The following is a 23946-nucleotide window of genomic DNA, read 5'->3' on the forward strand; positions in this document are numbered from 1 at the left end:
TGGTGATGGGTCAGAAGACGATCGATGAGTTGGTGCGCGCCGAGGAAGGACTGGTCAGCCGGTCCATCTTCGTGGACGAAGAGATCTTTCAGCAGGAGCTGAAGCAGATCTTCTCGCGCGCGTGGCTGTTTGTGGGGCACGAAAGCCTGGTGCCCAAGCCGGACGATTACTTCGTCTCGCGCATGGGCACGGAGTCCGTGATCCTGACGCGCGACCGGCAGGGTCAGATTCAGGTCATGCTCAATAGCTGTGCGCATCGCGGCATGAAGCTGTGCCGCTATGACCACGGCAACAACCGCACCTTCACCTGTCCGTACCATGGCTGGAGCTTTTCCACCGACGGCAAACTGGTGGAACGGCCCGGCGAGCTGGTCGGGGTGCCCGGCCACGCGACGCACTACAAGGGCGAGCTCGACAAGAAGCAGTGGGGCCTGAAGACCGTGGCGCAGGTGGTGAACTACAAGGGCGCCATCTGGGCAACATGGGATCCCAACGCGCCGCCGTTTCTGGACTACATCGGCAACATGCGGCTGTACCTGGACGCGGCGCTGGATCACCGCAACGGCAGCCCGGGCGGCTCGGAAGTGATCGGTGGCGTGCAGAAGTGGCGCGTGAAGTGCAACTGGAAGTTCGCGCCCGAAAACTTCATTGGCGATCTGTACCACGACATCAGCCACCGCTCGGTGGACATCGTGGGCATCGGGCCGGGCGGCGGAAAAGGGCGGCGCGATGCGTCGGCCACGCGGTCGGCAATCTGTTTTCCGGAACTGGGCCACGGCCTGCTGGGCCGCTTGCCGTTCTACGAAGAAGGCCCCTACGCGCCGCAATACGGCCGCTACCCGGAGGTGGAAGCCTACTACCGCGAAATCCATGAGCAGCGCGAACGCACGCTGGGTTCGGCGATGCGGGTGCAGACCAGCGTGGGCACCATCTTCCCGAATATGTCGTTCCACGGACGCCAGCCGCGCACGCTGGCAGTGTTTCATCCGATCAGCTCGACCGAGATGGAAATGTGGCGCATGTATCTGGTGGACAAGGATGCGCCGGAGGCGGTCAAGGAGGCGGCTCGCCATTATTTCCTGCGCTATTCCGGACCGGGCGGCATGACGGAATCGGACGACATGGAGAACTGGACGGGCGCCACCGAGGCCAGCATGGGTGCGATGTCGCGCGAACTCTTCTTCAACTACCAGATGGGCGTGGGCCACCGCCAGGACGTGCCCGAGATTCCCGGCTGTGCGGTCAACGGCGAATACACCGAGGAAAACGCCCGGATCTACTACCGGCGCTGGGCGCAGTTCATGAACGGCATGTCCTGGGACCAACTGATGGCGGGCGCGGTGCGCCTTGAGGAGGCGGCATGAACGCACCCATCGAGAGCGCGCCGCCCGTGGCGCAGGACGACAGCGTGGACGACATGCTGCTGTGGTGGGAAGCGCACCGCTTCCTGCACTACGAGGCCGATCTGCTGGACCACCGCGAGTTCGACAAGTGGCTCACCCTCCTGGACGAGGCCATCACGTATCGCATGCCGCTGACGCGCAATGTTCGCCGCGACGCGATGGCGCAGGAATACTCCGGCAAACAGGATGCCGCCTGGTTCGACGAAGGCATCGACACGCTGCGCCAGCGCGTCGCGCAGATCAAGACGGGCATTCACTGGGCCGAAGAGCCGGCCTCGCGTGTGTCCCATCTGGTGACCAACATCCGCGTGCTGGACGTGACGCCAGACGACGACGGCGGCGATCTGGTGCGGGTGCGGTCGCGCTTCCTGATCTACCAGAACCGCCTGCAGTCCGAAGTGAATCTGTTCGTCGGCAAGCGCGAGGACGTGCTGCGCAGGCGCGATGGACGCTTCACGATTCTGTCGCGTGAGATCCACCTGGACCAGAACGTTCTCTTATCGAAGGCGCTGACGATCTTCTTCTAGCGCGCCCATGCCGGACCCGGCCCGTCTGCCGGGATTCGATGGTTTTCCTTCCACTCGGGGCCTGACCGCCGACAGGACGCGCTCGCCCACACCTGGAGTTGCAGCATGCAAAGACGTACTGTACTGAAGGCCATTGCCGGCGCGGCCGCGATGACGGCGACGGGAATTTCGTGGGGCGCCGACGCGGCATATCCCAGCAAGCCGATCCGCCTGATCGTCCCGTATCCGCCGGGCGGCGTCACGGATGTGGCGGGTCGCCTGGCCGGCGAGATCCTCACCCGCAAGTTCGGCCAGCCGGTGGTGGTGGAAAACCGGCCGGGTGCAAACGGCATGATCGGCAGCCAGCAGGTGGCTTCGGCGCCGCCGGACGGCTACACGCTGCTGCTCAACGGCCTGGGCGGCATGGTGCTGCCGATGGCCACCGTGACCGGACTGCCGCTGGACACGGCGCGCGCCTTCACGCCGATTGCGCAGATGGCCGAATTCATCAACGTGCTGATCGTGCGGGCGGATTCGCCGATCCGCAGCGTCGACGACCTGATCGCCACGGCGCGCAAGCGCAGCAAGGATGGCCTGAACTATGGGTCCAACGGCATCGGCTCGTCGGTGCATCTGACCACCGCGTTCTTCGCGCAGCACACGGGCACCAACCTGCTGCATGTGCCGTACAAGGGCAGCGGCGAGATGCTGGTGGATGTGGTGAACGGCAATCTGGACTTCAGCTTCAGCAACCTGCCGCCGGTGATGGGCCTGATCCGCAAGGGATCGATTCGTCCGATTGCGGTGACCAGCAGCTATCGCAGCAAGCAGTTGCCGGATGTGCCGACGATGGCCGAGCAGGGCGTGGCGGACTTCGACGTGACGAGCTGGCTGGGCGTGTACGGCCCCGCCGGCATGCCACCCGACATCGTGCAGAAGCTCAGCGCGGCTTTGCAGGAAGGCATGGCGCAACCCCAGTCGGTGGAAACCTTGACCGCCGCGGGCTTTGAGCCCAAGCCGAGAGGGGCGGGTGCTTTTGCTGAGCTGAACCGGGCCGAGCTGACGCGCTGGAAGCAGGTGGCCACCAAAGCCAGCATTTCCCTGAAATTCGGAGCGTGAGCATCATGGAAACCTCATCTGCTCCGCAGCGTGTCCACACGGCCATCATCGGCGCGGGGCATGCGGGCGTCGAATGCGCGTGGGCGTTGCGCGCCGCGGGCGTTGAAGGCGATATCGCGCTCTTCGGCGCGGAGACGCATGCGCCTTATGAACGGCCGCCGCTCTCCAAAGCGTTGCTCACCGGCTCGACCAGCGCCGAGCGCATCGCGTTGCGCGCGGGCAGCGCGTACGAGAAGTCGCGAGTGATCGTGGTGGCAGGCGATCCGGTGGCCGCCATCGACACGGCGGCGCACACGTTGCGCACGGCGTCGGGTCATATAGTGGCCTATGAACACTGCGTGCTTGCCACCGGCGCCAGCGCGCGTGGCATTGCGGAGGTGGCGGGCGAACAGGTGTTTTCCGTGCGCGGCCTGGACGACGCGCACCGGCTGCGCGAGGCGCTGCGCCCCGGCATCCGGCTGCTCGTCGTGGGCGCAGGATATCTGGGGCTGGAGGCCGCGTGTTCAGCGCGCAAGCTGGGCGCCGAGGTATTGGTGCTGGAACAGGGCGGCAACGTGATGGCGGGCAAGGTGTCCGAATCCACTGCCACGCGCATCGGCGACCTGCACCGCGAGGCCGGCATCGAGATCCGCCACGGCGCGGCGGTGCGGCGCTGGGAACGCACGGCGACGGGTTGGCGCGCGCATCTGGCCAGCGGAGAGCCCATCGACGCTGAACTCGTGCTGGTGTCCATCGGCGCGGTTGCCGAGACGGCGCTTGCCGAAGCGGCGGGCCTGATCTGCCTGGACGGCGTGGTCGTCGACGAATGTTGCCGGACTTCGGCACCCGGCGTCTACGCCATTGGCGATTGCGCAAGCGCCTTTCGCGGAGAGCTGCAGCGTTATGCCCGCATCGAAAGCGTGCAGAACGCGCTGGCGCAGGCGCGCACGGCGGCGGCAACCATTGCCGGCAAGGCCCCGCCAGCGGCGCGTCCGCCCACCTTCTGGTCCGAACAGCAGGGCCGCCGTCTGCAGATGGCCGGCCTCGTCGACCCTGCCGCGCCTTGCCGTGACGTCTTGCTGCCCACTGCCAAGGGCTGGCTGGTCGAGCGATACCAGCACGGCCGACTGGCCGCGATCGAAGCGGTCGACAGTCCCGTGGAATTCATCAAGGGCGTGCCACGGATCGGCGCGCCCGAAGCGGTTGCGGCCGCTGTGTAAACGAACCCTGGAGACAACATGCCCGTTGCGATATTTGAATTGCCCGATGGCGCCGAACAGGTGCTGGACGTGCCCGACGACTGGTCGCTGATGGAAGCCGCGCGGCGCGATGGCCTGGAAGGCATCGTCGCCGAATGCGGTGGCGGCGCCATCTGCGGTACCTGCCACGTGCAGGTGGACGCGGATTGGCACGCGCGGCTGGAGCCGCCCGGCATGGCCGAGGAGGCGCTGCTGGAAGTCGTGCCCGAGCGCTGTCCGACCAGCCGACTGTCCTGTCAGGTCATCATGACGCCCGAGCTGGACGGCATTCGCGTACGCGTGCCTTCGTCGCAGCTTGAACTGTAGCCGCGGCGCCTGACTCGCAAGACGCGAACACAAGGAGCAACCGCATGGCCGACAACAAATCCATCAACCTCGTCGATCTGCAACCCGGCGTGCGCGTGCGCATGGCGGGTGGCGCGTTGGCCGAGATCGTCGAGAACCCGCAAGACGGCTTCTGGCTGATCGTCCGTTACCTGGACCATCCCGCCGAGCCCGCGCTGGTCGACGCCGGAGAGCAACAGGTATTTGCCACCGACGTCGAAGCAATCGAACCCTGACCCCACTGGAGCCCCCAATGAATCAAAAGCCCAAAGTTATCGTCTCCGCACCCGTGCCACCCGACCTGCGCGAGCGCCTCGCTGAGCGCTGCGACATCGTCGAAGTGCCCACCGGACAGAATCCGGCCGAGGTGCTGGGCGCGGACGAGCGTGCGCAGATCGAAGGCATGGTGTGCACCGTGCGCACCAAGGTCGATCAAGCGCTGCTGGATGCGTTGCCCGCGCTGAAGGTCAGCTCGAACTTCGCAGTTGGGTTCGACAACGTCGACCTGGCGGCCGCCACGCGGCGCAAGGTGCTGATCTGCAATACGCCGGGCGTGCTGGATGGCGCGGTGGCTGATGTGACCATCGGCCTGATGCTGTGCCTGTCGCGCAACCTGGTGGCGGGCGACGCCTTCGTGCGCAGCGGCGCCTGGACCAAGGGCGCCTTTCCGTTGACGCGCGACATCCGCGGCAAGACGCTGGGCCTCTTGGGCATGGGCCGCATCGGCCGTGTCGTGGCGCGCGCGGCGCAGGCCTTCGACATGAAGGTGATCTATCACAACCGCCGCGAGGACCCGCAGGCCGAAGGCCTGGCCACCTATGTGGACCGCGATGAACTTTTCAAGACGTCGGACGTGCTGAGCGTGCATATCCCGCTGTCGGCGGAAACGCGCCATTCCATCGGCAAGCGCGAATTGGAACTGATGAAGCCCACGGCGTATCTGATCAACACCGCGCGTGGCCCCGTGATCGACGAGGCCGCGCTGATCGAAGCGCTGCGCGCCGGCACCATCGCGGGTGCGGGGCTGGACGTGATGGAGCAGGAACCGCTGCCGGCCGACAGCCCGCTGTGCGCCTTGCCGAACGTGGTGCTGCAGGCCCACGTAGGCAGCGCCACGCACGAAACGCGGCGCGCGATGATCGATCTGGCAGTGGCCAATCTGATGGATGCGCTGGCAGGCCAGAAGCCGAAGGCCATGGTCAATGCCGAGGTGTGGCAGGCGCGCGCCTGACGGCACTGCGCCGATAGACGCGGCCCCGCCAACATGGGGCTGACATGGCGGGGCCGGCGCATGCAGCCGGTCCCGCCTTTCCCTATTTCCCGCCGTAATCCACCACGATTCCCGCCTGCTGCGCGACCTCGCTCCAACGCTTGAACTCCGCCTTGGAGAATGCCTGGAACTGCGCGGCGTCGCGCAACTTGGGTTCAAAACCGGCGTTGATGATGCGGTTCTGGTATTCCGGCGCGGCCAGCCCGGTGACGATGGTGTTGGACAGTTGGGCGATGATCGCCGGGTCCACCTGCGCGGGCGCATACATGCCCAGCCAGCTCGTCACGTCGAAGTCCTTCATGCCCTGTTCCTGCATCGTCGGCACATTGGGCAACTGCCGCGCGCGGTAGGCGCTGGTCACCGCCAGCGCCTTCAGGCGCTTGCCGTCCACCATCGGCAGCGTGGGCGGCAGGTTCATGAAACAGAGGTCCAGGTCGCCGTTGGCCGTGCCCACCAGCGCCTCGCTGGCGCCCTTGTACGGCACATGATCGAACTTCAGGCCCGTGCGCATGGCAAAGAGCTCGGCCGTCATCTGCGACGAACTGCCGACGCCATTGCTGCCGTACAGCGGTTTGCGCTTCGTGGCGCGCAGGTATTCGATCAGCTCAGGCACCGTATCGGCCGGATGGTCCACCCGCACGACGAGCGCGTTGACGAACTCGGCCACCTGGGCGATGGGAAGCAGTGCGGTGGGGATGTCGATGGGCAGCCCGCGCAGCGTGGCGGGGGGCAGCACGTTGTGGCCAAGACCCCCGGTGGTGAGGGTGTAGCCGTCAGGCTTGGAGGCGGCGGCGGCCTGCATGCCGATGACGCCACCGGCGCCGGCGCGGTTTTCGATGACCACGCTCTGGCCGTATTTGGCATAGAGCAGGTCGCCGACCAACCGTCCCGCAAGATCGGTGGCGCTGCCTGGGGTGGATGAGACGATGATCTTGATGACGCGGGACGGATACGCCCCGTTCTGTGCCCAGCTTGCGCCGGTCAGGTGCAGGCCGGCGGCGGCCCCCATCAGCTTCAACGCACTGCGACGTTTCATGACGACTTCCCCTTGGGTTATAGACCTACTGCTTCACGTGCTGCTCCAAAAATGTGATCCGGACTTTGTACGATAAACATATTTCTCGTACGGTACGGGGCACACAAGCGCACGCAAATTGCGGCTAACCCTAGGGGAGTCGTTGCGGGCCTTGCGGCCCGTTTTTTAGCGCACCGGCCAGCCGTACATCAGGCCGCCGTTGCGGTACGAGGCGTTAAGCCCGCGTTCCAGTTTCAGCGGGCTGTTGGGGCCCAGGTTCTTCTCGAAGCTCTCGCCGTAATTGCCGACGGTCTTGATGATGTTGTAGGCCCACTTGTCGTCCACGCCCAGGTTCTTGCCCATGCCCGGCGTCACGCCCAGCAGGCGCTGGATGTTCGGGTTGGTGCTTTTCAGCATCTCGTCCACGTTCTTGGACGTGACGCCGTATTCCTCGGCTTCCAGCATGGCGTTCATGGTCCAGCGGACCAGGTTGAACCACTGCTCGTCGCCTTGGCGGACCATGGGGCCGAGCGGTTCCTTCGAAAAGTTCTCCGGCAGGATGTCGTACTTTTCCGGGCTTTCCAGGTTGCTGCGCGCGGCGGCGAGCTGCGACTTGTCGCCCGTGAATGCGTCGCAACGGCCCACGGCGAAGGCGCGGATGATCTCGTCCAGGCGCTCGACGACGACCGGCTTGAAGTTCACGTTCTGCGAGCGGAACCAGTCGGCCAGGTTCAGTTCGGTGGTGGTGCCCGGCTGCACGCAGACGGTGGCGCCTTCCAGTTCCTTGGCGCTTTTCACGCCCAGGGACTTGTTCACCATGATGCCCTGGCTGTCGTAGTAGTTGACGCCCACGCCGATCAGGCCCAGCGTCGTGTCGCGGGTCAGCGTCAGGGTGGTGTTGCGGGTCAGCACATCGACTTCGCCGGATTGCAGGGCAGTGAAGCGCTGCACGGCGCTGATCGCCTGGATCTTGGCCTTGGACGCGTCGCCGAACAGGGCGATGGCCAGCGCGCGGCACAGGTCCACGTCCAGGCCGATCCAGCCGCCCTTGCTGTCGTTCACGGAAAAGCCCGCGACGCCCGTGGATACGCCGCAGTGGACAAAGCCCTTGCTTTTGACCGCGTCGAAGGTCGCGCCGGCATGGGCGGTCCAGGACGAGATGAACAAGGCGGTTCCTGCCGCAGCCAGTTTGAGTGCTTTCATGGTGTCTCCGCGCAGCGTTGCGCATGTTTATCGCTCAGCCGAAGGCTGAAGTGCGGCGCATAGTACCAGTGGGTCCGGGAGGGAGAATCGGGGAATTCCCCTTAAATCCGAGTGGCGGAATTTGATGGGGAATAGAATCGGCCTATGACACGACATGACGACCCCGCAGGGCCGGACGATCAGCCGAGGCGCCCCTTCGCCTTCGTCAAGGACCAGTTGCTCGGCACCTGGACCGAGCTGACCCGCGTCCACGCCAGTGACCGCCCGTGGGAAATGCCTCTGGCCGCCGCGCTGTCGTCGGGCCTGCCGCTGATGGTGGGCGCATATTTCGGGCGCATGGACTACGGGCTGATGTCCAGCCTGGGCGGCATGGTGTTCCTGAGCCTGCCCAACGCCTCGCTGCAGATCCGCATGATGATGCTGCTGGCCGCGTCGTTCGGCATGGTCGCCTGCTATGCGCTGGGCGCGCTGACGCAGTTCTGGCCCACCGCCACCATCGCGGCGCTGACGCTGATCGCCATGGTGGTGAACATGGTGTGCCGCTGCTATCGCCTGGGACCGCCGGGCAGCCTGTTCTTCATCATGGCTACGGCGATTGCCGCGTACACGCCCGGCACCGTCCACGACGTGCCGCTGCGCGTGGGCATGGTGGCGCTGGGCTGCCTGGTCGCCTGCCTGGTGGCCTTTGCGTATTCACTGCATATGACGCGCGTCGCGCCGCCGCCCGCGCCCATGGAACTGCCCAAGCCGACGTTCGATTTCGTGGTCTACGACTCGGTGATCATCGGTCTTTTCGTCGGTATCTCTTTGCTGGTGGCCGAACTGCTGCAACTGCAGCGGCCCTATTGGGTGCCGGTGAGCTGCCTGGCGATCATCCAGGGCGCCAGCCTGCGCGCGGCATGGAGCCGGCAGATGCACCGCATCCTGGGCACGGCGGTCGGCCTGTGCGTGGCGTGGGCGCTGCTCAGCCTGCCGCTCAACGTCTGGACGTTGAGCCTGGTGATGATGGCGCTGTCCTTCGGCATCGAGACGCTGGTGGTGCGGCACTACGCCAGCGCAGTTGTGCTGATCACGCCCTTGACCATCTTCCTGGCCGAGGCGCCGCATCTGGGGCAGGGCTATCCCATCGACGTCATCGAGGCACGCTTTGTGGACACGGTGCTCGGCGCCTTCATCGGCGTGCTGGGCGCGGTGCTGCTGCACAACCAGCGCATCCGTCCCGTGCTGTCGCGATGGATGCGGGCGGTGCTGCCTCGCCGGGTGAATTGACGCCGCCGCGCCAACGCGGCAGCATGGGCTTTCCAAAACCCTGGAGGCACTTATGGATTGTTCTGTCGAAGGAAAGGTCGCGTTCGCCGACGGCCAGTCGTATCACTTCGCGACCGTGGACGCGGCGCTCGCATTCGCGGAATGCGTCAAAAGCACCCAGAATCCCGCGCAGTGCGCCGCCAAGCACGGCAGCACCAGTCAGGTCAAGCTTGAAGACGTGGCCGCGCAGGAAGACGCCGAGCGGCGCGAGCAGGATCCGGGGGCGGGTGTGTGAATCGCGTGGCGCGGGGAATGACACCGCGCCATCGCTCAGGGATCAGTCCGCCGTCCCGTCAGTCCCTTCGCCCGCCAGATACGCCTGCACCAATGTGATGATCCGTTCCGCGGTAGGCGACAAGCTGCGGCGGGCGCGATGGATGACGCTGTAGGTCAGCGGGCCGGAGGCCGGATAGGGCAGGGGCAACGGCACGAGCGCCCCTTGCGCCAGCTCGGCGACGATGGCCTCGCGCGTGCAGAACAGCACCACGTCGCTCCCCACGGCCACGTCGCGCAGCGCGCTGACGCTATCGCACTCGAAGGCAATCGGCAGTTCATCCACGCCGGCCACTTGATATAGCTTTGCCAGATACTCTCGCGCGCGTTGCGGCAGGTCGGTGGCAGCCAGCCGATATTGCGCCAACGCGGCACGTAACTTTGGCTTTCGGACCGATTGCAGCGGATGCCCGGCCCGCACGAAAAGGCCGCCGTGCTGCGGTGGCAGCGCACGCACGATGAAGTCCGCCGGCGGCGGCAGGCTGTGCGTCACCGCCACGGCAAAGTCCAGCTTGTCCTGCAACAGCTTGTCCAACAGCCGCTGCCAGCTTTCGATCTCTACATGCACGCTCAGGCCCGGGTGATCGCGAGCCAGGCGGACCAGCAGCGGCGACAGAAACCCCGCCGCCGGAAAGGCCCCGACCCCGAAGCTGACTCGTCCCGTGTCGTGGCCCCTCATCAATTCGGCCTCGCGCCGAAGGGCGAGAACATCGCCCAGGATGCGGCGCGAACGATCGAGCACCATTTTTCCTGCCTGCGTCGGCGTCACGCCGATCGACGCGCGATCCACCAGCACCAGGCCCAGCGTCTCTTCAAGGGACTGGATGCTGCGCGTCAGCGCCGACTGCGTCAGATGCAGCCGCTGGGCCGCCCGAGAGAAGTGCCGCTCTTCGGCGAGGACGGAAAAGTGCTGGAGCGAACGTATCGTCAGGCCCATGTGTTTTTCTCATCGGAACTGCGCCAAATATGCAATTGATTCGCGTCAGTTGCAAGACTAAAACAGCTTGACCACGGGCCGGCAGCAAATGTTGCAAGCACCCGGGAAAACACCATACAGAGCGATGCGCGGCCCCGCGACACGCCAACCTCGCAGGAGGAGACAACATGAACCGCAAGCCGATATTCCATCTGGCGGGCTGGAGCGCAGCCGCTGCGCTGAGCATGCTGGCCTGTACGGCGGCCGTCGCGGCGCCATCCCCGCAACCCGACGCCTGGCCTGCCTCGGGCAAGCCGATACGCATGGTCGTGCCGTTTCCGGCGGGGTCGGGCTCGGATTCGCTGGCGCGCATGCTGGCGGCCAAGGTGTCGCAGCAGACCGGCGCCTCCGTCATCATCGACAACAAGCCGGGCGCGGGCACGATGATCGGCGCGCAGGACGTGGCGCGCGCCAAGCCGGACGGCTATACGCTGCTGTACACCATCGTCGTCACGCACACGCAAAATCCGCATCTGTACAAAAAGCTGCCGTACGACCCGGTCAAGGACTTCACGCCGGTCCTGCAGGCGGTCAGGTCGGCAACCGTGCTTGTTGCCAACAACAACGCGCCGTTCTCCACAACCGCCGAGCTGATTGCCTACGCCAAGGCAAATCCCGGAAAGCTCAACTACGCCTCGTACAGCGCCGGGTCGACATCCCACTTGAATGGCGAGATTCTCAAGATGAAAACGGGCACCGACATCGTCCACGTGCCCTACAAGGGCACAGCCGACGCCAGCCGCGCGCTGTTGGCGGGCGATGTGCAGGTCTACTTCGACGGCACCGCCACCGCGGTCGAGAACGCCCGCGCGGGCAAGGTCAAGCTGCTGGGCCCGGCGACGGACCGGCGCCTGAGCGTGCTGCCTGAATTGCCGACGCTGGAGGAACAGGGGATCGAGGGTCTGAACATCGTGGGCTGGCAAGGCATCTTCGGTCCGGGCGACATGCCGCCCGCACTCGCCGAACGCGTGGCCCAGGTCTTTCGGGCCGCGCTGGAAACCCCTGAAATCACCCAGACCATCCTGTCGCAAGGCAATGAGGTCAGCGGCGCGGGTCCAAAGGAATTCTCGGCCATCGTGCAGCGCGACAGCGCGCGGTGGGGCGACGTGATCCGCCGGATCGGGCTGGTATTGGAATAAGGCTGACGGGCCCCCGGGCCCCAGGAGACAACAATGCACGATGTAGTGATACGCGGCGGCACGCTGGTGGACGGTTCAGGCGCCAGCGCCCGGGTGGGCGACCTTGCCATTGACGGCGGCCGGATCGTACAGGCCGGCGGCAAGGCGGGCGCCGCGCGGCGAGAGATCGACGCGGCGGGCGCGCTGGTGACGCCGGGCTGGGTCGACATCCACACCCATTACGACGGCCAGGCGACGTGGGACCCGTACCTCAGTCCATCGACATGGCATGGCGTCACCACCGCCATCATGGGCAACTGCGGGGTGGGCTTTGCGCCGGTGAAGCCCGACCGTCGCGAATGGCTGATCAAGGTAATGGAGGGCGTCGAGGACATTCCGGGCTCGGTGCTGTCGGAAGGCATCGAATGGGACTGGGAAACCTTTCCCGAGTATCTGGATGCGCTGGATCGGCGGCCCAAGGCGCTGGACATCGGGGCGCAGATCCCGCACAGCGCGGTGCGCGCGTACGTGATGGGCGACCGCGCCATTCATCACGACGAGGCCTCGCCCGCCGACCTGCTGGCCATGCGCGAGGTCGTGCGCGCAGCATTGCAGGCGGGGGCGGTCGGCTTTTCGACGTCGCGGACGTTCCTGCACAAGTACGACGAGCGCAAGTACCCGCCGGGCACGTTCGCCACCGGCGAAGAGATCAGCGCGCTGGGCTCCGTCATGGGCGAGGTCGGCCACGGCGTGTTCCAGATGACGGCCAACCATCCCGCGATGGAGGGCGAGATTCCCTGGCTGGAACAGCTTGCCCGCCACAATCGTCTGCCGGTGCTGTTCAACCTTCAGCAGACCGACGGCGCGCCTGACGTCTGGAAGCAGATCGTGCGCACGCTGGACAAGGCGCGCGATGAAGGCGTGCCGCTCATGGCCGGCATCAGCGGCCGGCCGCTGGGCATCCTGTTCTCCTGGCAAAGCTCGTTGCATCCCTTCATTGCCCATCCGACCTATCAGGCGCTGCACGCGCTGCCCCTGCCAGAAAAGCTCGCGCAACTGCGCGATCCGCAGGTCCGCCAGAAAATCATGAGCGAGCAGCGTGGCCTGCTGGACCGCCGGGCCGAGACCTTGTTCAGCAGCTTTCACAAGATCTACCGGCTGGGCCAGGATCCCGACTACGAGCCGCTGCCCGAAGACAGCGTGGCGGCCATGGCGGCGCGCACCGGGCGCCCGCCGTTGGAACTGGTGTATGACCTGATGCTGGAGAACGAGGGCCGGGCGATTCTCTACTATCCGTCCTTCAACTATTCCTATGAAAACCTCGATCACCTGCACCAGCTGATGCAGCATGCGAACACGGTGAACAGCCTGTCCGATGGCGGCGCGCATTGCGGCTACATCTGCGATGTCAGCATGCCGACCTTCATGCTCAGCCACTGGACGCGAGACCGTCGCCGAGGCCCGCTCCTGCCGCTTGAACACGTGGTGCGCCGGCAGACCCGCGATACCGCGCTGGTGTATGGCTTGCACGATCGGGGGCTATTGCAGCCGGGATATAAGGCCGACATCAACGTCATCGACCCGGATGCGCTGAAGGTGCATTGCCCGGAAATGGTGTTCGACCTGCCGGGTGGCGGGCGCAGGCTGGTGCAGCGTGCCGATGGCTACGCGGCCACGTTGGTCAACGGCCTGCCGATCTTCGAGCGCGGCGAGGCAACGGGAGAGCTGCCGGGCAAGTTGTTGCGGGGTGCCGGACCGCAACCGGGATGAGCATTGGGGCGTTCCTGTCAGACCCCGGAAGGCGGCGCCTTTTTGGTCCTTCTGCCCAGCACCTTCACCCCCGCTGGCACCGGCTTGTCGTGGATAACGTCCCGGATGTACTGCAGGAACAGCTCGGAACTTGCCGACAGCGACCGCAAGCGTCGCGTGATCAGACAGACCTCGCGCGACAACCGGGGCGAACTCAGTTCCCGGAACACGAACGGCCCCGGCTCGCTCCCTAGCGTCTGCGGCGGCGCGATGGAGCTTGCCGCAAGCGCCGGCAGGATCGAATATCGCCCGCCGCCACGCAGCACGGCGTGCAGCGACGACGTGCGCGACACCTCATCGTGCTGCTGCTCGAAGAACCCCGGCTTGCCGGCGTGTGCGCGCAGGAACGCGCCGATGCCGGTGTCTTCGGTAAACCCCACGTATTGCGCCGGATCCAGGTCGGCCCACTTCAATGGCTTTGCGCCTTGCGCGTACGGATACGACGCGGCGCAGATCACGCCGTAGCGGTCCTCGAACAGCGGCGTATAAACCAACTCTTCCAAACCATGATGCGAGGTCGAAATCGCAAAGTCGATGTCGCCGTTGGCGATCATTTTCTCGACCAGTTCCGAGCCGGCGTCGTGCAGTGAAAACGTGATCTTGGGATAGGCCTGGCGAAAGGCCGCGATGGCGTCGCCCAGAAAGTAGTTGGTGACCGACGCCACCACCGCGATCCGCACGTGTCCCTGGCGGCCCTGCGACAACGCCTCCAGGTCGCTCAGTGCGCCGTCGAACTGGCTGAGGATGCGCTCGGCCTCCGCCTTGAAGCGGGCGGCCTCCGGCGTCATCGCCACGCGGCGCGTACTGCGGTCGAACAGTTTGACGCCCACGGCGTCTTCAAATTGCTGGATGGTCGCGGTCAGCGATGACTGCGTCAGAAAGAGCTGCGACGCCGCCACGGTGAACGAGCCGGTGTTGGCCACCGCCACGAAACTGCGGAAGTGCCGCAGGGTGATGCTGCGCTTGGTCGACATGCTTCGCCACCGCTCTATATATTGGCAAAAACGAATAATAAGTAAAAACCAACAATTTGTAGTGAAGAAAAGCGCGCTCTAGAATTCTCCTCGACTCGGCGTCCCGTGCCGCCGTCATCGCGTGTAAGAGGGAGCAACCTGAGATGAGCAGTGCAGATGTATCGCAGACCGCATCCTGCTTTTCGCGCGTGGGCTGCCGCCCATGACCACACCACAACAACCGCTGCGGATCCTCATGTCCGAACCGACGCTAAGCCGCATCGGCAGCGAGATCGCGCAGGCGTTGGATGGACGCGCGTTCGAACCCGTCATCGCGGCGCGGACGCAGGGCAACGCGCCCGCCGGTGCCGACGTCGCTTTCATCTCGCGAGATGTGACCGGCCTGTCGACCAAGCATCGCGTCCTGGAACCGCTTGAAGCCTTCTACGTCTCGCTGCGTCAATCGCCGAAGCTGGCCTGGGTGCACGTGCACTCGGCGGGCGCGGACCGGCCGATCTTTGGCGAACTGAAATCCCGCGGCGTGCGTGTCACCACCTCGTCCGGCGCCAACGCGCAGGTGGTGGCGCAGACCGCGCTGGCCGGGATTCTGGCGCTGGCGCGCGAGTTTCCGCGCCTGTTCGACGCCCAGCGTGCCCAAACCTGGACGCCGCTGATCGGTGACCGGATGCCGCGCGATCTGCCTGGGCAGACCGCCGTGATCGTGGGATGGGGCCCGATCGGCCGCGCGCTGGGCGGGTATCTGCGGATGCTGGGACTGAACGTCATCGCCATGCGCAGCGCGGCCGCGCCGCCCGCGGACGGCGTGGAAACCTACGCCTTTGAAGATCTGCCGCACATTGCGGGCCGCGCCGACTGGCTGGTGCTGGCGTGCCCCTTGAGCGACCGCACGCGCGGCCTGGTGAACGCCCGCGTGCTGGCCGCCATGGCGCCGCACGCCCGGCTCATCAACGTCGCACGGGGCGAAGTCGTTGCCGAAGCCGACCTGATCAAGGCACTACGCACCAACGCGCTGGCTGGCGCCTTTCTGGATGTCTTCGAACACGAGCCGCTGGACGCCGCGTCGCCGCTCTGGACGCTGCCAAACGTGATCGCCACGCCGCATTCGGCAGGGCACTCCGACGGCAACGAGGCGCGCGTGGACCGCATCTTCCTCGATTACCTGCGCGGCTGGCGGCAATGATGCCGCCCGCGATGCCCGCGACTTTCGGGAACCTTCATGCTCCAGACCGCCGCGCGCATCCAGCGCGGACCGTCTACGCGGCCGCCACGCAATACGGGCAATCGGTCGCGCACGCTTGTCCGTTGGCAGGTTTGCCAAGATCTGGCTTTCCTGGCGCTTGCCCCGCAGGGTCCGTGCCGCCGCCATGAAAGCACTCATGCGCCAGCCACTGGCTCAGCCGCTCGTAGCTTTCCATGTTGCTGCGCCAGTTCGGCGCGCAAAGATAATAGCCAAGCGGGCTTTCAAAGGTGCGATCGAATATGTCGACCAGCTGCCCCGTGGCCAATTCCTTTTCGATCAGGCAGTGCGGCATCAGCGCCACGCCAAAGCCGGACGACGCGGCCTGGATAATCATTGAAAACAGATTGAAGCCGGGGCCAAAACGGGCGCGGTCATAATCGCCCAGGTACGTCGAAAACCAATATTCCCAGGACAGCGGAATTTCGATGTGCTGCAGCAGCGTGCACTGCTTGATGTCTTCCAGGCTGCTGATCGGATGCTGATCCAGGTATTCCCGCGAGCACACCAGGCGGGTTTCGCGGCCCGTCAGATACTTGGCGGCGCCGTCGTGCCAGTCGCCATAGCCGTACTGGATGGAGGCATCGAAATCCAGCTCGGTGCTTTTGTAATCCGCGACGCTGTAACGCACGAAATTGATGGAGATGTCCGGATTGACCTCGCGGAACGTCTTCAGACGCGGAAACAGCCATTGCGCCGCAAACGTGGGCGCGGCCGAGACATTCAGGGATTTTGCCGACTGCTGCGTCGCCATGACCTGCGACGTGGCGCTTTCCAGCGTATGCAACGCCGGCCGGATCAGGCTGAGGTAGGTGGCGCCCATGCGCGTGAGCTGCAACCCGTTCGTACCCCGAATGAACAGCGCGTGGCCAAGATAGCTTTCCAGCGTGGCGATATGCCGGCTGATGGCGCTTTGCGTGACGAACAGTTCCTTGCCCGCCTTCGAGAAAGACAGATGCCGTGCGGCCGCGGAAAACGCGTTCAATTCGGACAGGGTGGGGCAGCGGCGTCTCATAGGGGGGTATGAGTAAAGCTCATAAGGCTCTTCAAATTTGTGTCGAACGCATAGGGGGAGACCCGGTATCGGACCCCGGAATTGTACCGGTAGAGTTCGGCATGCCCCGATTTCCCGGCGTTTTGAACTGTTTACGTGGTTGATTTATGAATCCGGTTGTCATCAAGAATTGCAGGATCCTCAATACCCGAACCTTGGCCCTCGAAGCCGCTTCGACCGTGCTGGTCGAGGACGGGGTCATCACCCGCATCGCCGCCGACGCAACGGCGCCGGCGGATGCGCAGGTGGTGGACGCCAAGGGCATGACCTTGATGCCCGGCATGATCGACTGCCACGTGCACGTGGTGGCGTCGTCGTTCAACCTGGGCCGCGTCGCGGCCCTGCCCAACGCGCTGGCGCTGCTGCGCGCGCTGCCCATCATGCAGGGCATGCTGGACCGCGGCTTCACCTCGGTGCGCGACGCCGGCGGCGCCGATTGGGCGCTGGCGCAGGCCGTGCTGGACGGCACCATCGACGGCCCGCGTCTCTTCTGCTCGGGCAAGGCCCTGTCGCAGACTGGCGGCCATGGCGACTTCCGCCAGCGCAACGACGAACTGGATCCTTGCCCGTGCTCGGTCAAGATCGGCAACATCGGCCGCGTGGTCGACGGCGTCGACAACTGCCGCCTGGCCGTGCGCGAGGAAATCCTCAAGGGCGCCACGCAGATCAAGGTCATGGCGTCCGGCGGCGTGGCATCGCCCAACGATCCCATCCAGAACCTGGGCTTCTCCGAAGCCGAGCTGATCGCCATTGTGGAAGAGGCCAGCAACGCCAACACCTACGTGATGGCCCACGCCTACACCCCGCGCGCCATCACGCGTGCCGTGCGCTGCGGCGTGCGCACCATCGAGCACGGCAACCTCGTCGACCGTGAGGCCGCCGAGGTCATGAAGGAACACGGCGCCTACATGGTGCCCACGCTGATCACCTACGAAGGTCTGGCCAACGACGGCGAGCGCTACGGCTTGCCGCTGGACTCGGTCAAGAAGATCGCCACCGTGCGCACGCAGGGCCTGACCGCGCTGGAGATCCTGGACGACGTCGGCGTAAAGATGGGCTACGGCAGCGACCTGCTGGGCGAAACCCACTACATGCAGTCCGACGAACTGGTGCTGCGCAGCCGCGTGCTGGGCAACGCCAAGGTCATCCAGCAAGCCACGCTGATCGGCGCCGAGATCCTGAACCAGCAAGGCCTGCTGGGCGAAGTGTGCGAAGGCGCCTACGCCGATCTGCTGCTGATCGACGGCAATCCGCTGGACGACATCGAACTGCTGACCAAGCCGGATTCGATCAAGCTCATCATGAACCGCGGCCTGCTGCACAAGAACGCCTGCTGACGTTCGACCGCTTCGTTCCCCTCTTCTTTACTCCGGAATTTCCCCCATCATGTTTTCCGTATCCGACCGCCTGGAGCGGTTGCCCTTCAGCAGCTTTCATTTCCGGCTGCTGATGATCGGCGGCCTCGGCCTGGCCTTTGAAGCTTTGGACGCTGGCATCATCGCCTTCATCATTCCCTCGCTGCGCACGCAGTGGGGCCTGACCACCGGCCAGATCGGCTGGATCGCCAGCAGCACCTATGTCGGCTTCCTGGTCGGGGCGCTGTTTTCCGGCATCCTGGGCGACCGCTACGGCCGCAAGAAGATCATGATGTGGGCGCTGCTGCTGTTCTGCGTCGCCACGTTCTTCAACGCCTTTGCCCGCAACTATCACGAGTTCTACATCCTGCGCATGATTGCCGGCATCGGCATGGGCGCTGAAGGCGCCATCATCGCGCCGTACCTGGCCGAATTCGTCAGCAGCAAGTATCGCGGCCGCTTCACCGGCGCGCTGGCCGGCTTCTTCTCGTTCGGCTTCGTGATGTCCGCGTTGCTCGGCTATTTCATCGTGCCGATGAGCGACGACGGCTGGCGCTGGATCATGATCATCGCTTCTGTTCCCGTCGTGTTCCTGTTGTGGTGGCGCAAGTCGCTGTTTGAATCGCCGCGCTGGCTTGAACACACCGGCCAGACCGCGGAAGCCAACCGCATCTGCGAAGCCATCGAAGCCGAAGTCCTGAAGAGCACCGGCCGCCCGCTGCCCACGCCCGTTGCTACGCGCAAGGCCACTGCCACCGCCGCGCCGCAGCAGACCGCGATGGCCAAGCTGGCGCAGCTGTTCTCGAAGGAATACCTGGGCACGACCGTGCTGGTGTGGGTGTTCTGGATCACGGTGCTGTTCTGCTACTACGCCTTCCTGGTGTGGATTCCCAGCTTGCTGGTCGAACGCGGCTTCACCATCACCAAGAGCTTCTCGTACACCATCCTGATCTACCTGTCGCAGATTCCCGGCTACTTTTCGGCCGCGTATTTCAACGACAAGATCGGCCGCAAATACACCATCCTGGCCTACATGCTGCTGTCGTGCCTGTCCGCGCTGGGCTTGGCGCTGGCCAGCGGCGAGCAACAGATCATCATGCTGAGCATGCTGCTGTCCTTCGGCATGAATGGCGTGATCGCCGGCCAGTACACGTACACCGCCGAGATCTATCCCACGTCGATCCGTGCGACCGGCATGGGCGCGGCGTCGGCCTTCGCCCGCATCGGCTCCATCGCTTCGCCGACCATCGTCGGCGTCGCGTACCCGGTCCTGGGCTTTGCCGGCGTATTCGCGATGATGACCGCCATCCTGCTGGTCGGCGGCCTGGGCATCCTGTTCTACGGCAAGAACACGCGTGGCGTCGTGCTTGAGGAGATCAACGCATGACGAAGGCCTCCGCATTCCGGCCGCTGGCCGGGCACGCGCGCGATCTGGCGCTGGCGGCGGACCGGCGGGCGCAGTGGAGCGTGATCTCCGACCTGCTGCAAGCCTGCTTTGGCCACAAGCTGTTCACCGCGCTGCTGTACCTGCAGGACCACCGGCTGATGAAGCGCCTGCATACGTCGGACGAAAGCATCAGCCCGCTGGGCGGCTTCAAGGCCACCGGCAACGGCCCGTGGTCCCGGCTGGTGCTGGAAGAAGGGCGCTTGTATGTCGCCAGCAACGAAGACGACGTGCGCACCGTGTTTTCCGAGGCGCCGATGCTGATCGAGCGCGGGCTGCAATCGGCGTTCAACATTCCGGTGCGGCATGCGGGGCGGGTGATCGGCTCGCTGAACATGCTGGCCGCGCGTCACGCTTATGACGATATCGATCAGGATCTGGCGGCGGTGGTGGCTGGGTTGTGCGCGCCCGTGTTCATCGAAGCGATGCAGGACGCGGCGTCTGCGGCGGCCAATGTGGACCGCTCCGTGCTGGACAGCGTGTGAGACACGTTATTTGAGTATCCGTCCCGGTGCGGGACTGGGTTTGCGGGCCGCTTTTCGAAGCGGCCCTTTTTTCGTCCGGACACCGGGACGGCCCCGGTTTTGCACATTGTTTCGGGAACTGGTCTGAATTGTTGCGTGTTACCGCGTTTTTGCAAGAGGGGGAGCGAGCTTTAGAAGTCTTTCGATGTGCGAGCTTGCGGGGCGTCAAGAGAATGGTTGCTTTTTTTCGTGGCGGTTCTGCGGCGCTGCAATTGGCCGGCATCTGGCTTTTCGCATCTCCGAAGCCGCGCACGGGTTACGGAGCTTGCAATGCACTTCCCCCTTTCCCCGGTTGTCGCGGCGATTCTCGCCGCCACGATCCCGGCCTTTCCCTTGATGGTGTTGGCGGCGCCGATATCTCCGATCCTCCTCGATGACCCAGAAGGCAACGTGACAGTGGTGGTGGTCCCCGGGTCGAGCATTACGGTCAGCACGGGAGATGCAATTCGTGTCAACCACGGCAATAGCGTGTCCGGCGCTGGTTTTACGCTGACCACCGAAGGAGACGGCCGGGGCGCGCATGCCTACGGCGGCGGCAAGATCAGGATGGCGAGCAGCACGATCCAGACGCAAGCCGGCGCTGCATTGTCTGCGTCCCTGGAAGATAGCGCTATCCACGCCGACATCTCCCTCCTATCCTCAGAGGCAACGACCGTGCTTGCGACCGATGCGGGCCGCATCGAACTGCTTGGCGGAGCCGTGTCGGGATCGGGCGGTTTCCTGGGGACAGTCCGGGCTTCCGATGGGGGTGTCATCACGGCAAGTGACCTGGAGATCAAGAGCATTGATCTCAATGGCGTCAACAGCTATGGCGTGCGCGTCCAGTCAGGCGGGCGCGTCGAACTGTCCAACGTCATTGTGTCCAGCGTGGATGACATGGGCGCGGCGACCGGGGCGGACCTTTCGGTGCAAGAAGGCACGCTGTTGCTGACCGATAGCCAGGTCAAGGCAGGAAGCACGGAAAACGCCACGGCGGCAACCATGCATATCTCGCAAAACGCCATCGTCACCATTCAAGGAAGCACCATTGAAGGCCAGATATCCGTTATCGACGGTTCCAGCCTGACCGTGACGGATACGGTGGTTGCTGGTCCGCATTCGGTGAGCTTCGGCGTGCTCTTGTATAACGAGACGACGCAAACCGGTGTGTCTTCGGCGTCTTTGACGAACGTGACGATCGGCAGCGAAGCCGTCGCGTTCAACGAGGGCGTCACGGTGATGAACAACCATGTGATGACCGGAAAGAACCTGGACATCCGTGCGGACTTGTATGCGATCCGAAGCCGCAATGGGGCGGTACAGATTGAAGGCGGGACCTTACGCGGAAGACGCGCCGGCCTGTATGCACACTCGATCGATGACACGGCGACGACAACGATCGACGCCGTGGGAACGCATATCCTGGCCGAAGCCATGAATGCGGTAGGCGTGAGTGCCAACCATCGCGGCACGCAAGTGACATTGGACGGGGTTACCGTGGACGTGTCCGGCAGCGCGGGCGCAGCGCTTCGGGCAACCGACGAGGCACGCATCGACGCTGTCAATTCGCAGTTGAACGGGCAATCCACAGGCTCGATCGGCGTGCAGATGCTTGGAAACATCGGCGCCGGCGACACGACGGTTTCGCTGAGCGACACGCAAGTCATCATGACGGGCCAGAACGCAAACGGCGTGCAGAGCGTGCGCTACGAGCCGCAGGGCGCCAACTCGCTCGTATTGTCGAACGGCAGCAACCTCCAGACCCACGATGGTGTGGGGTTTCTCGTCAGGGGTGGAGACCACGACATCACCATTCAGAACGCCACCGTGGTGGCCCGAGCCGGCGGCGACGAAGCCAGCGGCATCCTGCTTAGAACGCAGGCGACCCCCAGCGCGGGAATCGTCCCCGGGCAACCGTACCAGACGCAACGCGTCACCCTGAACGCCACAGGCGCGCTCATGACGGGCGACGTGTTGACCTCCGACAGCGGCCGCGTCGATATTGACCTGGCCAGCGGCAGTGAGTGGACCGGCGCGGTGCGCGCGGGGCAGGGTTCGGTGGACAGCGTCAAGTTAGACGCCAGCAGCGTTTGGAACATGCGCGGCGATTCGGCCGTCAAGACCCTGACCAACGCGGGTGTCGTGCAGTTCGTGTCTCCCGGTGCGCAATCTGGATTCAAGACGCTGACCGTGTCCGACTACATCGGCGGCGGCACCTTGGTCATGAATACCCACCTGGGCGACGACACGTCCCTGACCGACCGGCTCGTCGTGGACGGCGGCGCGGTCACGGGCACCACCGGGCTGCGTGTCTTGAATGCAGGCGGCGCAGGCGCGTTGACCACGCAAGGCATCCGGCTCGTGCAAGCCACCAACGGGGCCACCATTTCAGGCAATGCTTTTTATCTGGACGCGGACTCGACTGGCTATCGGCCTTCAACCATTAGCCTGGCGCTCAATGGCTACGACTATTTCCTGGTTCAGGGCGGCACGGGCGGCGTGGCGTCCGATTGGTATCTGACGTCAACGACGCCGCCCGGAAGTGGCGTTGAGACACCTCCTGGCAGCGGCATCGAAACGCCGCCTGGCAGCGGCATTGAAACGCCTCCCGGCAGCGGCACTGAAACGCCGCCGGGTGGTGGCGCCGAAACGCCTCCTGGCAGCGGCATTGAAACGCCGCCGGGTAGTGGCGCCGAAACGCCTCCTGGCAGCGGCACCGAAACGCCTCCTGGCAGTGGCACCGAAACGCCGCCTGGCAGTGGGGGGACGACACCTCCCGGTAGTGGCGGCGGCGCCACCGGTCCTGCCCCGGGCACGCTGCAGAACGTTTCCCCGGAAAGCGGCGCGCACATCGGCAACCAGTTCGCAGCCACCCGCATGTTCGTACATCGCCTGGCGGATCGTAGCGTGGCGCAAACGTCGGCCGGCCAGTCTGCACCCGCCAGTGCGGCATCCCGGCAGTTGTGGGCACGTACCGAGGGCGCGCGCCATACCGGAATGGAACTTCAGCAAGGCCGGGTAAGCATCGATACCGACACCGCCATGCTGCAGTTGGGCGCCGACCTGTTGAGCACGCGCCTGGGTCAGCAAGGCGTCCTCAAGGCAGGCGTCATGGCCGGCGCGGGCGATGCACGCACGAACGCCACTTCCCAGCTCATCCACCCCGGTACCGGCATGGCGATGCGCGTTGACGCCCGCGGCAAGGTCACCGGGTATTCGGTGGGCGTCTATGCAACGGCTTACGCCGACGATGCCACCCGCCTGGGCGCGTACGCCGACTCGTGGTTGCAGTTCGGCCGCTACTCCAACGAAATCAATAGCGAACTGGGCTCGGCCCGTTACCGTTCAAACACCTGGACCGCATCGGTGGAAACCGGCTACGCCTTCAAGCCCTTCGCTGCGGATTCGGCATTGGGTTCGATGGTGGTGGTGCCGCAGGCACAACTGGCCTATACGCGTTACAACGCCCAGGACGCCGTCCTGCCCAGCATGACGCTGAAAAATTCGCCCGCCAGTTCGGTCACTTCGCGCGTGGGTGTCCGGGCGTACCCGCTTGGCAACGACGCCGCCACGTCGCCGGTGCGGCCTTACGTCGAGGCCAATTGGCTGCATAACTCGGGCAGCGCGAAAGCCAACGTGGGCGCCTCGACGTTCCAGGCAACGCCGATGCGCGACGCGGCGGAACTGCGAATCGGCGTGGCCGGAAATGTCCGCGAGTCGTGGCAGGTTGGCGGCGAGCTGTTCGGCCAGGCTGGAAACGGCGGTCAGCGGGGCTACGGCGGCATGCTGAACGTCGGGTATCGCTGGTAGCCTGCGC

At 65.0% G+C, this 23946-nt stretch carries 21 protein-coding genes; 16 read left to right on the forward strand and 5 right to left on the reverse strand.

What is annotated here, in order from left to right:
* The first annotated feature begins 5 nt into the window (after window positions 1-5).
* The 7 genes from HV681_RS06305 to HV681_RS06335 all read left to right on the forward strand — a co-directional run bounded on the left by HV681_RS06305 (window position 6) and on the right by HV681_RS06335 (window position 5821).
* Entirely contained in the window at window positions 6-1364 is a 1359-nt protein-coding gene (locus tag HV681_RS06305) for an aromatic ring-hydroxylating oxygenase subunit alpha (protein WP_175122269.1), read from the forward strand.
* A complete protein-coding gene (locus tag HV681_RS06310; RefSeq protein WP_175122270.1) occupies window positions 1361-1930 on the forward strand; it encodes a 3-phenylpropionate/cinnamic acid dioxygenase subunit beta in 570 nt (189 codons plus the stop codon). The genes HV681_RS06305 and HV681_RS06310 overlap by 4 nt, the downstream gene beginning before the upstream one ends.
* Window positions 1931-2035: 105 nt before the next feature.
* Window positions 2036-3028, forward strand: coding sequence for a Bug family tripartite tricarboxylate transporter substrate binding protein (locus HV681_RS06315; RefSeq protein ID WP_254594897.1), 993 nt, complete (start codon window positions 2036-2038; stop codon window positions 3026-3028).
* 5 nt (window positions 3029-3033) lie between these two features.
* Window positions 3034-4227, forward strand: coding sequence for an FAD-dependent oxidoreductase (locus tag HV681_RS06320; protein WP_175122271.1), 1194 nt, complete (start codon window positions 3034-3036; stop codon window positions 4225-4227).
* 18 nt (window positions 4228-4245) lie between these two features.
* Complete coding sequence (locus HV681_RS06325) at window positions 4246-4572, forward strand: 2Fe-2S iron-sulfur cluster-binding protein (RefSeq protein WP_056324760.1); 327 nt, start codon at window positions 4246-4248, stop codon at window positions 4570-4572.
* Window positions 4573-4616: 44 nt separating this feature from the next.
* Window positions 4617-4826, forward strand: coding sequence for a hypothetical protein (locus HV681_RS06330; RefSeq protein ID WP_056324762.1), 210 nt, complete (start codon window positions 4617-4619; stop codon window positions 4824-4826).
* A gap of 17 nt (window positions 4827-4843) precedes the next feature.
* Window positions 4844-5821, forward strand: a complete 978-nt coding sequence (locus HV681_RS06335; protein WP_175122272.1) for a 2-hydroxyacid dehydrogenase — start codon at window positions 4844-4846, stop codon at window positions 5819-5821.
* An 82-nt stretch (window positions 5822-5903) separates the two neighbouring features.
* Here HV681_RS06335 and HV681_RS06340 read toward each other — a convergent pair whose 3' ends face one another.
* Both HV681_RS06340 and HV681_RS06345 read right to left on the reverse strand, forming a co-directional pair.
* Window positions 5904-6896: a Bug family tripartite tricarboxylate transporter substrate binding protein gene (locus HV681_RS06340; RefSeq protein ID WP_254594898.1), complete on the reverse strand. Its 993-nt coding sequence runs from the start codon at window positions 6894-6896 to the stop codon at window positions 5904-5906.
* Between the two features lie 165 nt (window positions 6897-7061).
* Entirely contained in the window at window positions 7062-8078 is a 1017-nt protein-coding gene (locus HV681_RS06345; protein ID WP_175122273.1) for an amino acid ABC transporter substrate-binding protein, read from the reverse strand.
* Between the two features lie 144 nt (window positions 8079-8222).
* Between HV681_RS06345 and HV681_RS06350 the strand changes: the two genes are divergently transcribed.
* Window positions 8223-9347: an FUSC family protein gene (locus tag HV681_RS06350; RefSeq protein WP_175122274.1), complete on the forward strand. Its 1125-nt coding sequence runs from the start codon at window positions 8223-8225 to the stop codon at window positions 9345-9347.
* Between the two features lie 52 nt (window positions 9348-9399).
* Window positions 9400-9621 (forward strand): hypothetical protein, encoded by a 222-nt coding sequence (locus HV681_RS06355; protein WP_175122275.1) that lies wholly within the window; start codon window positions 9400-9402, stop codon window positions 9619-9621.
* A gap of 42 nt (window positions 9622-9663) precedes the next feature.
* On the opposite strand, the gene HV681_RS06360 is transcribed toward HV681_RS06355, so the two are convergent.
* The gene (locus tag HV681_RS06360; protein ID WP_175122276.1) at window positions 9664-10596 is read right to left on the reverse strand and encodes a LysR family transcriptional regulator; all 933 of its coding nucleotides are present in this window, start codon (window positions 10594-10596) and stop codon (window positions 9664-9666) included.
* A 167-nt stretch (window positions 10597-10763) separates the two neighbouring features.
* On the opposite strand from HV681_RS06360, the gene HV681_RS06365 reads away from it, so the two are divergent.
* The gene (locus HV681_RS06365) at window positions 10764-11774 is read left to right on the forward strand and encodes a Bug family tripartite tricarboxylate transporter substrate binding protein (protein WP_175122277.1); all 1011 of its coding nucleotides are present in this window, start codon (window positions 10764-10766) and stop codon (window positions 11772-11774) included.
* Between the two features lie 33 nt (window positions 11775-11807).
* Window positions 11808-13523: an N-acyl-D-amino-acid deacylase family protein gene (locus HV681_RS06370; RefSeq protein WP_175122278.1), complete on the forward strand. Its 1716-nt coding sequence runs from the start codon at window positions 11808-11810 to the stop codon at window positions 13521-13523.
* A 17-nt stretch (window positions 13524-13540) separates the two neighbouring features.
* Here the strand turns inward: HV681_RS06370 and HV681_RS06375 are convergent, their stop codons facing one another.
* Entirely contained in the window at window positions 13541-14536 is a 996-nt protein-coding gene (locus HV681_RS06375; protein WP_175122279.1) for a LysR family transcriptional regulator, read from the reverse strand.
* Between the two features lie 202 nt (window positions 14537-14738).
* Between HV681_RS06375 and HV681_RS06380 the strand changes: the two genes are divergently transcribed.
* Window positions 14739-15716 carry a D-2-hydroxyacid dehydrogenase gene (locus tag HV681_RS06380; RefSeq protein ID WP_175122280.1) on the forward strand — a complete coding sequence of 326 codons (978 nt, stop codon included), beginning with the start codon at window positions 14739-14741 and terminating at the stop codon, window positions 15714-15716.
* 73 nt (window positions 15717-15789) lie between these two features.
* Here HV681_RS06380 and HV681_RS06385 read toward each other — a convergent pair whose 3' ends face one another.
* A complete protein-coding gene (locus HV681_RS06385; RefSeq protein ID WP_175122790.1) occupies window positions 15790-16758 on the reverse strand; it encodes a LysR substrate-binding domain-containing protein in 969 nt (322 codons plus the stop codon).
* Between the two features lie 176 nt (window positions 16759-16934).
* On the opposite strand from HV681_RS06385, the gene HV681_RS06390 reads away from it, so the two are divergent.
* The 4 genes from HV681_RS06390 (at window position 16935) to HV681_RS06405 (ending at window position 23939) form a co-directional block, all read left to right on the forward strand.
* Window positions 16935-18164 carry a metal-dependent hydrolase family protein gene (locus HV681_RS06390; protein ID WP_175122281.1) on the forward strand — a complete coding sequence of 410 codons (1230 nt, stop codon included), beginning with the start codon at window positions 16935-16937 and terminating at the stop codon, window positions 18162-18164.
* A 49-nt stretch (window positions 18165-18213) separates the two neighbouring features.
* Complete coding sequence (locus HV681_RS06395; RefSeq protein WP_175122282.1) at window positions 18214-19569, forward strand: MFS transporter; 1356 nt, start codon at window positions 18214-18216, stop codon at window positions 19567-19569.
* On the forward strand, window positions 19566-20111 hold the full coding sequence (locus HV681_RS06400) for a GAF domain-containing protein (protein ID WP_175122283.1): 546 nt from the start codon (window positions 19566-19568) through the stop codon (window positions 20109-20111). Before HV681_RS06395 ends, HV681_RS06400 begins: the two co-directional genes overlap by 4 nt.
* Before the next feature lie 309 nt (window positions 20112-20420).
* The gene (locus HV681_RS06405) at window positions 20421-23939 is read left to right on the forward strand and encodes an autotransporter outer membrane beta-barrel domain-containing protein (RefSeq protein WP_175122284.1); all 3519 of its coding nucleotides are present in this window, start codon (window positions 20421-20423) and stop codon (window positions 23937-23939) included.
* The last annotated feature ends 7 nt before the right edge of the window (window positions 23940-23946 follow it).

The sequence above is a fragment of the Achromobacter animicus genome (assembly GCF_902859585.1).
In the GTDB taxonomy this organism is placed as follows: domain Bacteria; phylum Pseudomonadota; class Gammaproteobacteria; order Burkholderiales; family Burkholderiaceae_B; genus Achromobacter; species Achromobacter animicus.

What these genes read in the sequence shown, in the direction of transcription:
- HV681_RS06325 (WP_056324760.1), top strand. Translation starts at nt 4,246, where the DNA reads ATGCCCGTTGCGATATTTGAATTGCCCGATGGCGCCGAACAGGTGCTG.
- HV681_RS06375 (WP_175122279.1), bottom strand. Translation starts at nt 14,536, where the DNA reads ATGTCGACCAAGCGCAGCATCACCCTGCGGCACTTCCGCAGTTTCGTG.
- HV681_RS06355 (WP_175122275.1), top strand. Translation starts at nt 9,400, where the DNA reads ATGGATTGTTCTGTCGAAGGAAAGGTCGCGTTCGCCGACGGCCAGTCG.
- HV681_RS06405 (WP_175122284.1), top strand. Translation starts at nt 20,421, where the DNA reads ATGCACTTCCCCCTTTCCCCGGTTGTCGCGGCGATTCTCGCCGCCACG.
- HV681_RS06340 (WP_254594898.1), bottom strand. Translation starts at nt 6,896, where the DNA reads ATGAAACGTCGCAGTGCGTTGAAGCTGATGGGGGCCGCCGCCGGCCTG.
- HV681_RS06345 (WP_175122273.1), bottom strand. Translation starts at nt 8,078, where the DNA reads ATGAAAGCACTCAAACTGGCTGCGGCAGGAACCGCCTTGTTCATCTCG.
- HV681_RS06305 (WP_175122269.1), top strand. Translation starts at nt 6, where the DNA reads ATGGGTCAGAAGACGATCGATGAGTTGGTGCGCGCCGAGGAAGGACTG.
- HV681_RS06365 (WP_175122277.1), top strand. Translation starts at nt 10,764, where the DNA reads ATGAACCGCAAGCCGATATTCCATCTGGCGGGCTGGAGCGCAGCCGCT.
- HV681_RS06390 (WP_175122281.1), top strand. Translation starts at nt 16,935, where the DNA reads ATGAATCCGGTTGTCATCAAGAATTGCAGGATCCTCAATACCCGAACC.
- HV681_RS06350 (WP_175122274.1), top strand. Translation starts at nt 8,223, where the DNA reads ATGACACGACATGACGACCCCGCAGGGCCGGACGATCAGCCGAGGCGC.
- HV681_RS06310 (WP_175122270.1), top strand. Translation starts at nt 1,361, where the DNA reads ATGAACGCACCCATCGAGAGCGCGCCGCCCGTGGCGCAGGACGACAGC.
- HV681_RS06320 (WP_175122271.1), top strand. Translation starts at nt 3,034, where the DNA reads ATGGAAACCTCATCTGCTCCGCAGCGTGTCCACACGGCCATCATCGGC.
- HV681_RS06335 (WP_175122272.1), top strand. Translation starts at nt 4,844, where the DNA reads ATGAATCAAAAGCCCAAAGTTATCGTCTCCGCACCCGTGCCACCCGAC.
- HV681_RS06315 (WP_254594897.1), top strand. Translation starts at nt 2,036, where the DNA reads ATGCAAAGACGTACTGTACTGAAGGCCATTGCCGGCGCGGCCGCGATG.
- HV681_RS06380 (WP_175122280.1), top strand. Translation starts at nt 14,739, where the DNA reads ATGACCACACCACAACAACCGCTGCGGATCCTCATGTCCGAACCGACG.
- HV681_RS06330 (WP_056324762.1), top strand. Translation starts at nt 4,617, where the DNA reads ATGGCCGACAACAAATCCATCAACCTCGTCGATCTGCAACCCGGCGTG.
- HV681_RS06370 (WP_175122278.1), top strand. Translation starts at nt 11,808, where the DNA reads ATGCACGATGTAGTGATACGCGGCGGCACGCTGGTGGACGGTTCAGGC.
- HV681_RS06395 (WP_175122282.1), top strand. Translation starts at nt 18,214, where the DNA reads ATGTTTTCCGTATCCGACCGCCTGGAGCGGTTGCCCTTCAGCAGCTTT.
- HV681_RS06400 (WP_175122283.1), top strand. Translation starts at nt 19,566, where the DNA reads ATGACGAAGGCCTCCGCATTCCGGCCGCTGGCCGGGCACGCGCGCGAT.
- HV681_RS06360 (WP_175122276.1), bottom strand. Translation starts at nt 10,596, where the DNA reads ATGGGCCTGACGATACGTTCGCTCCAGCACTTTTCCGTCCTCGCCGAA.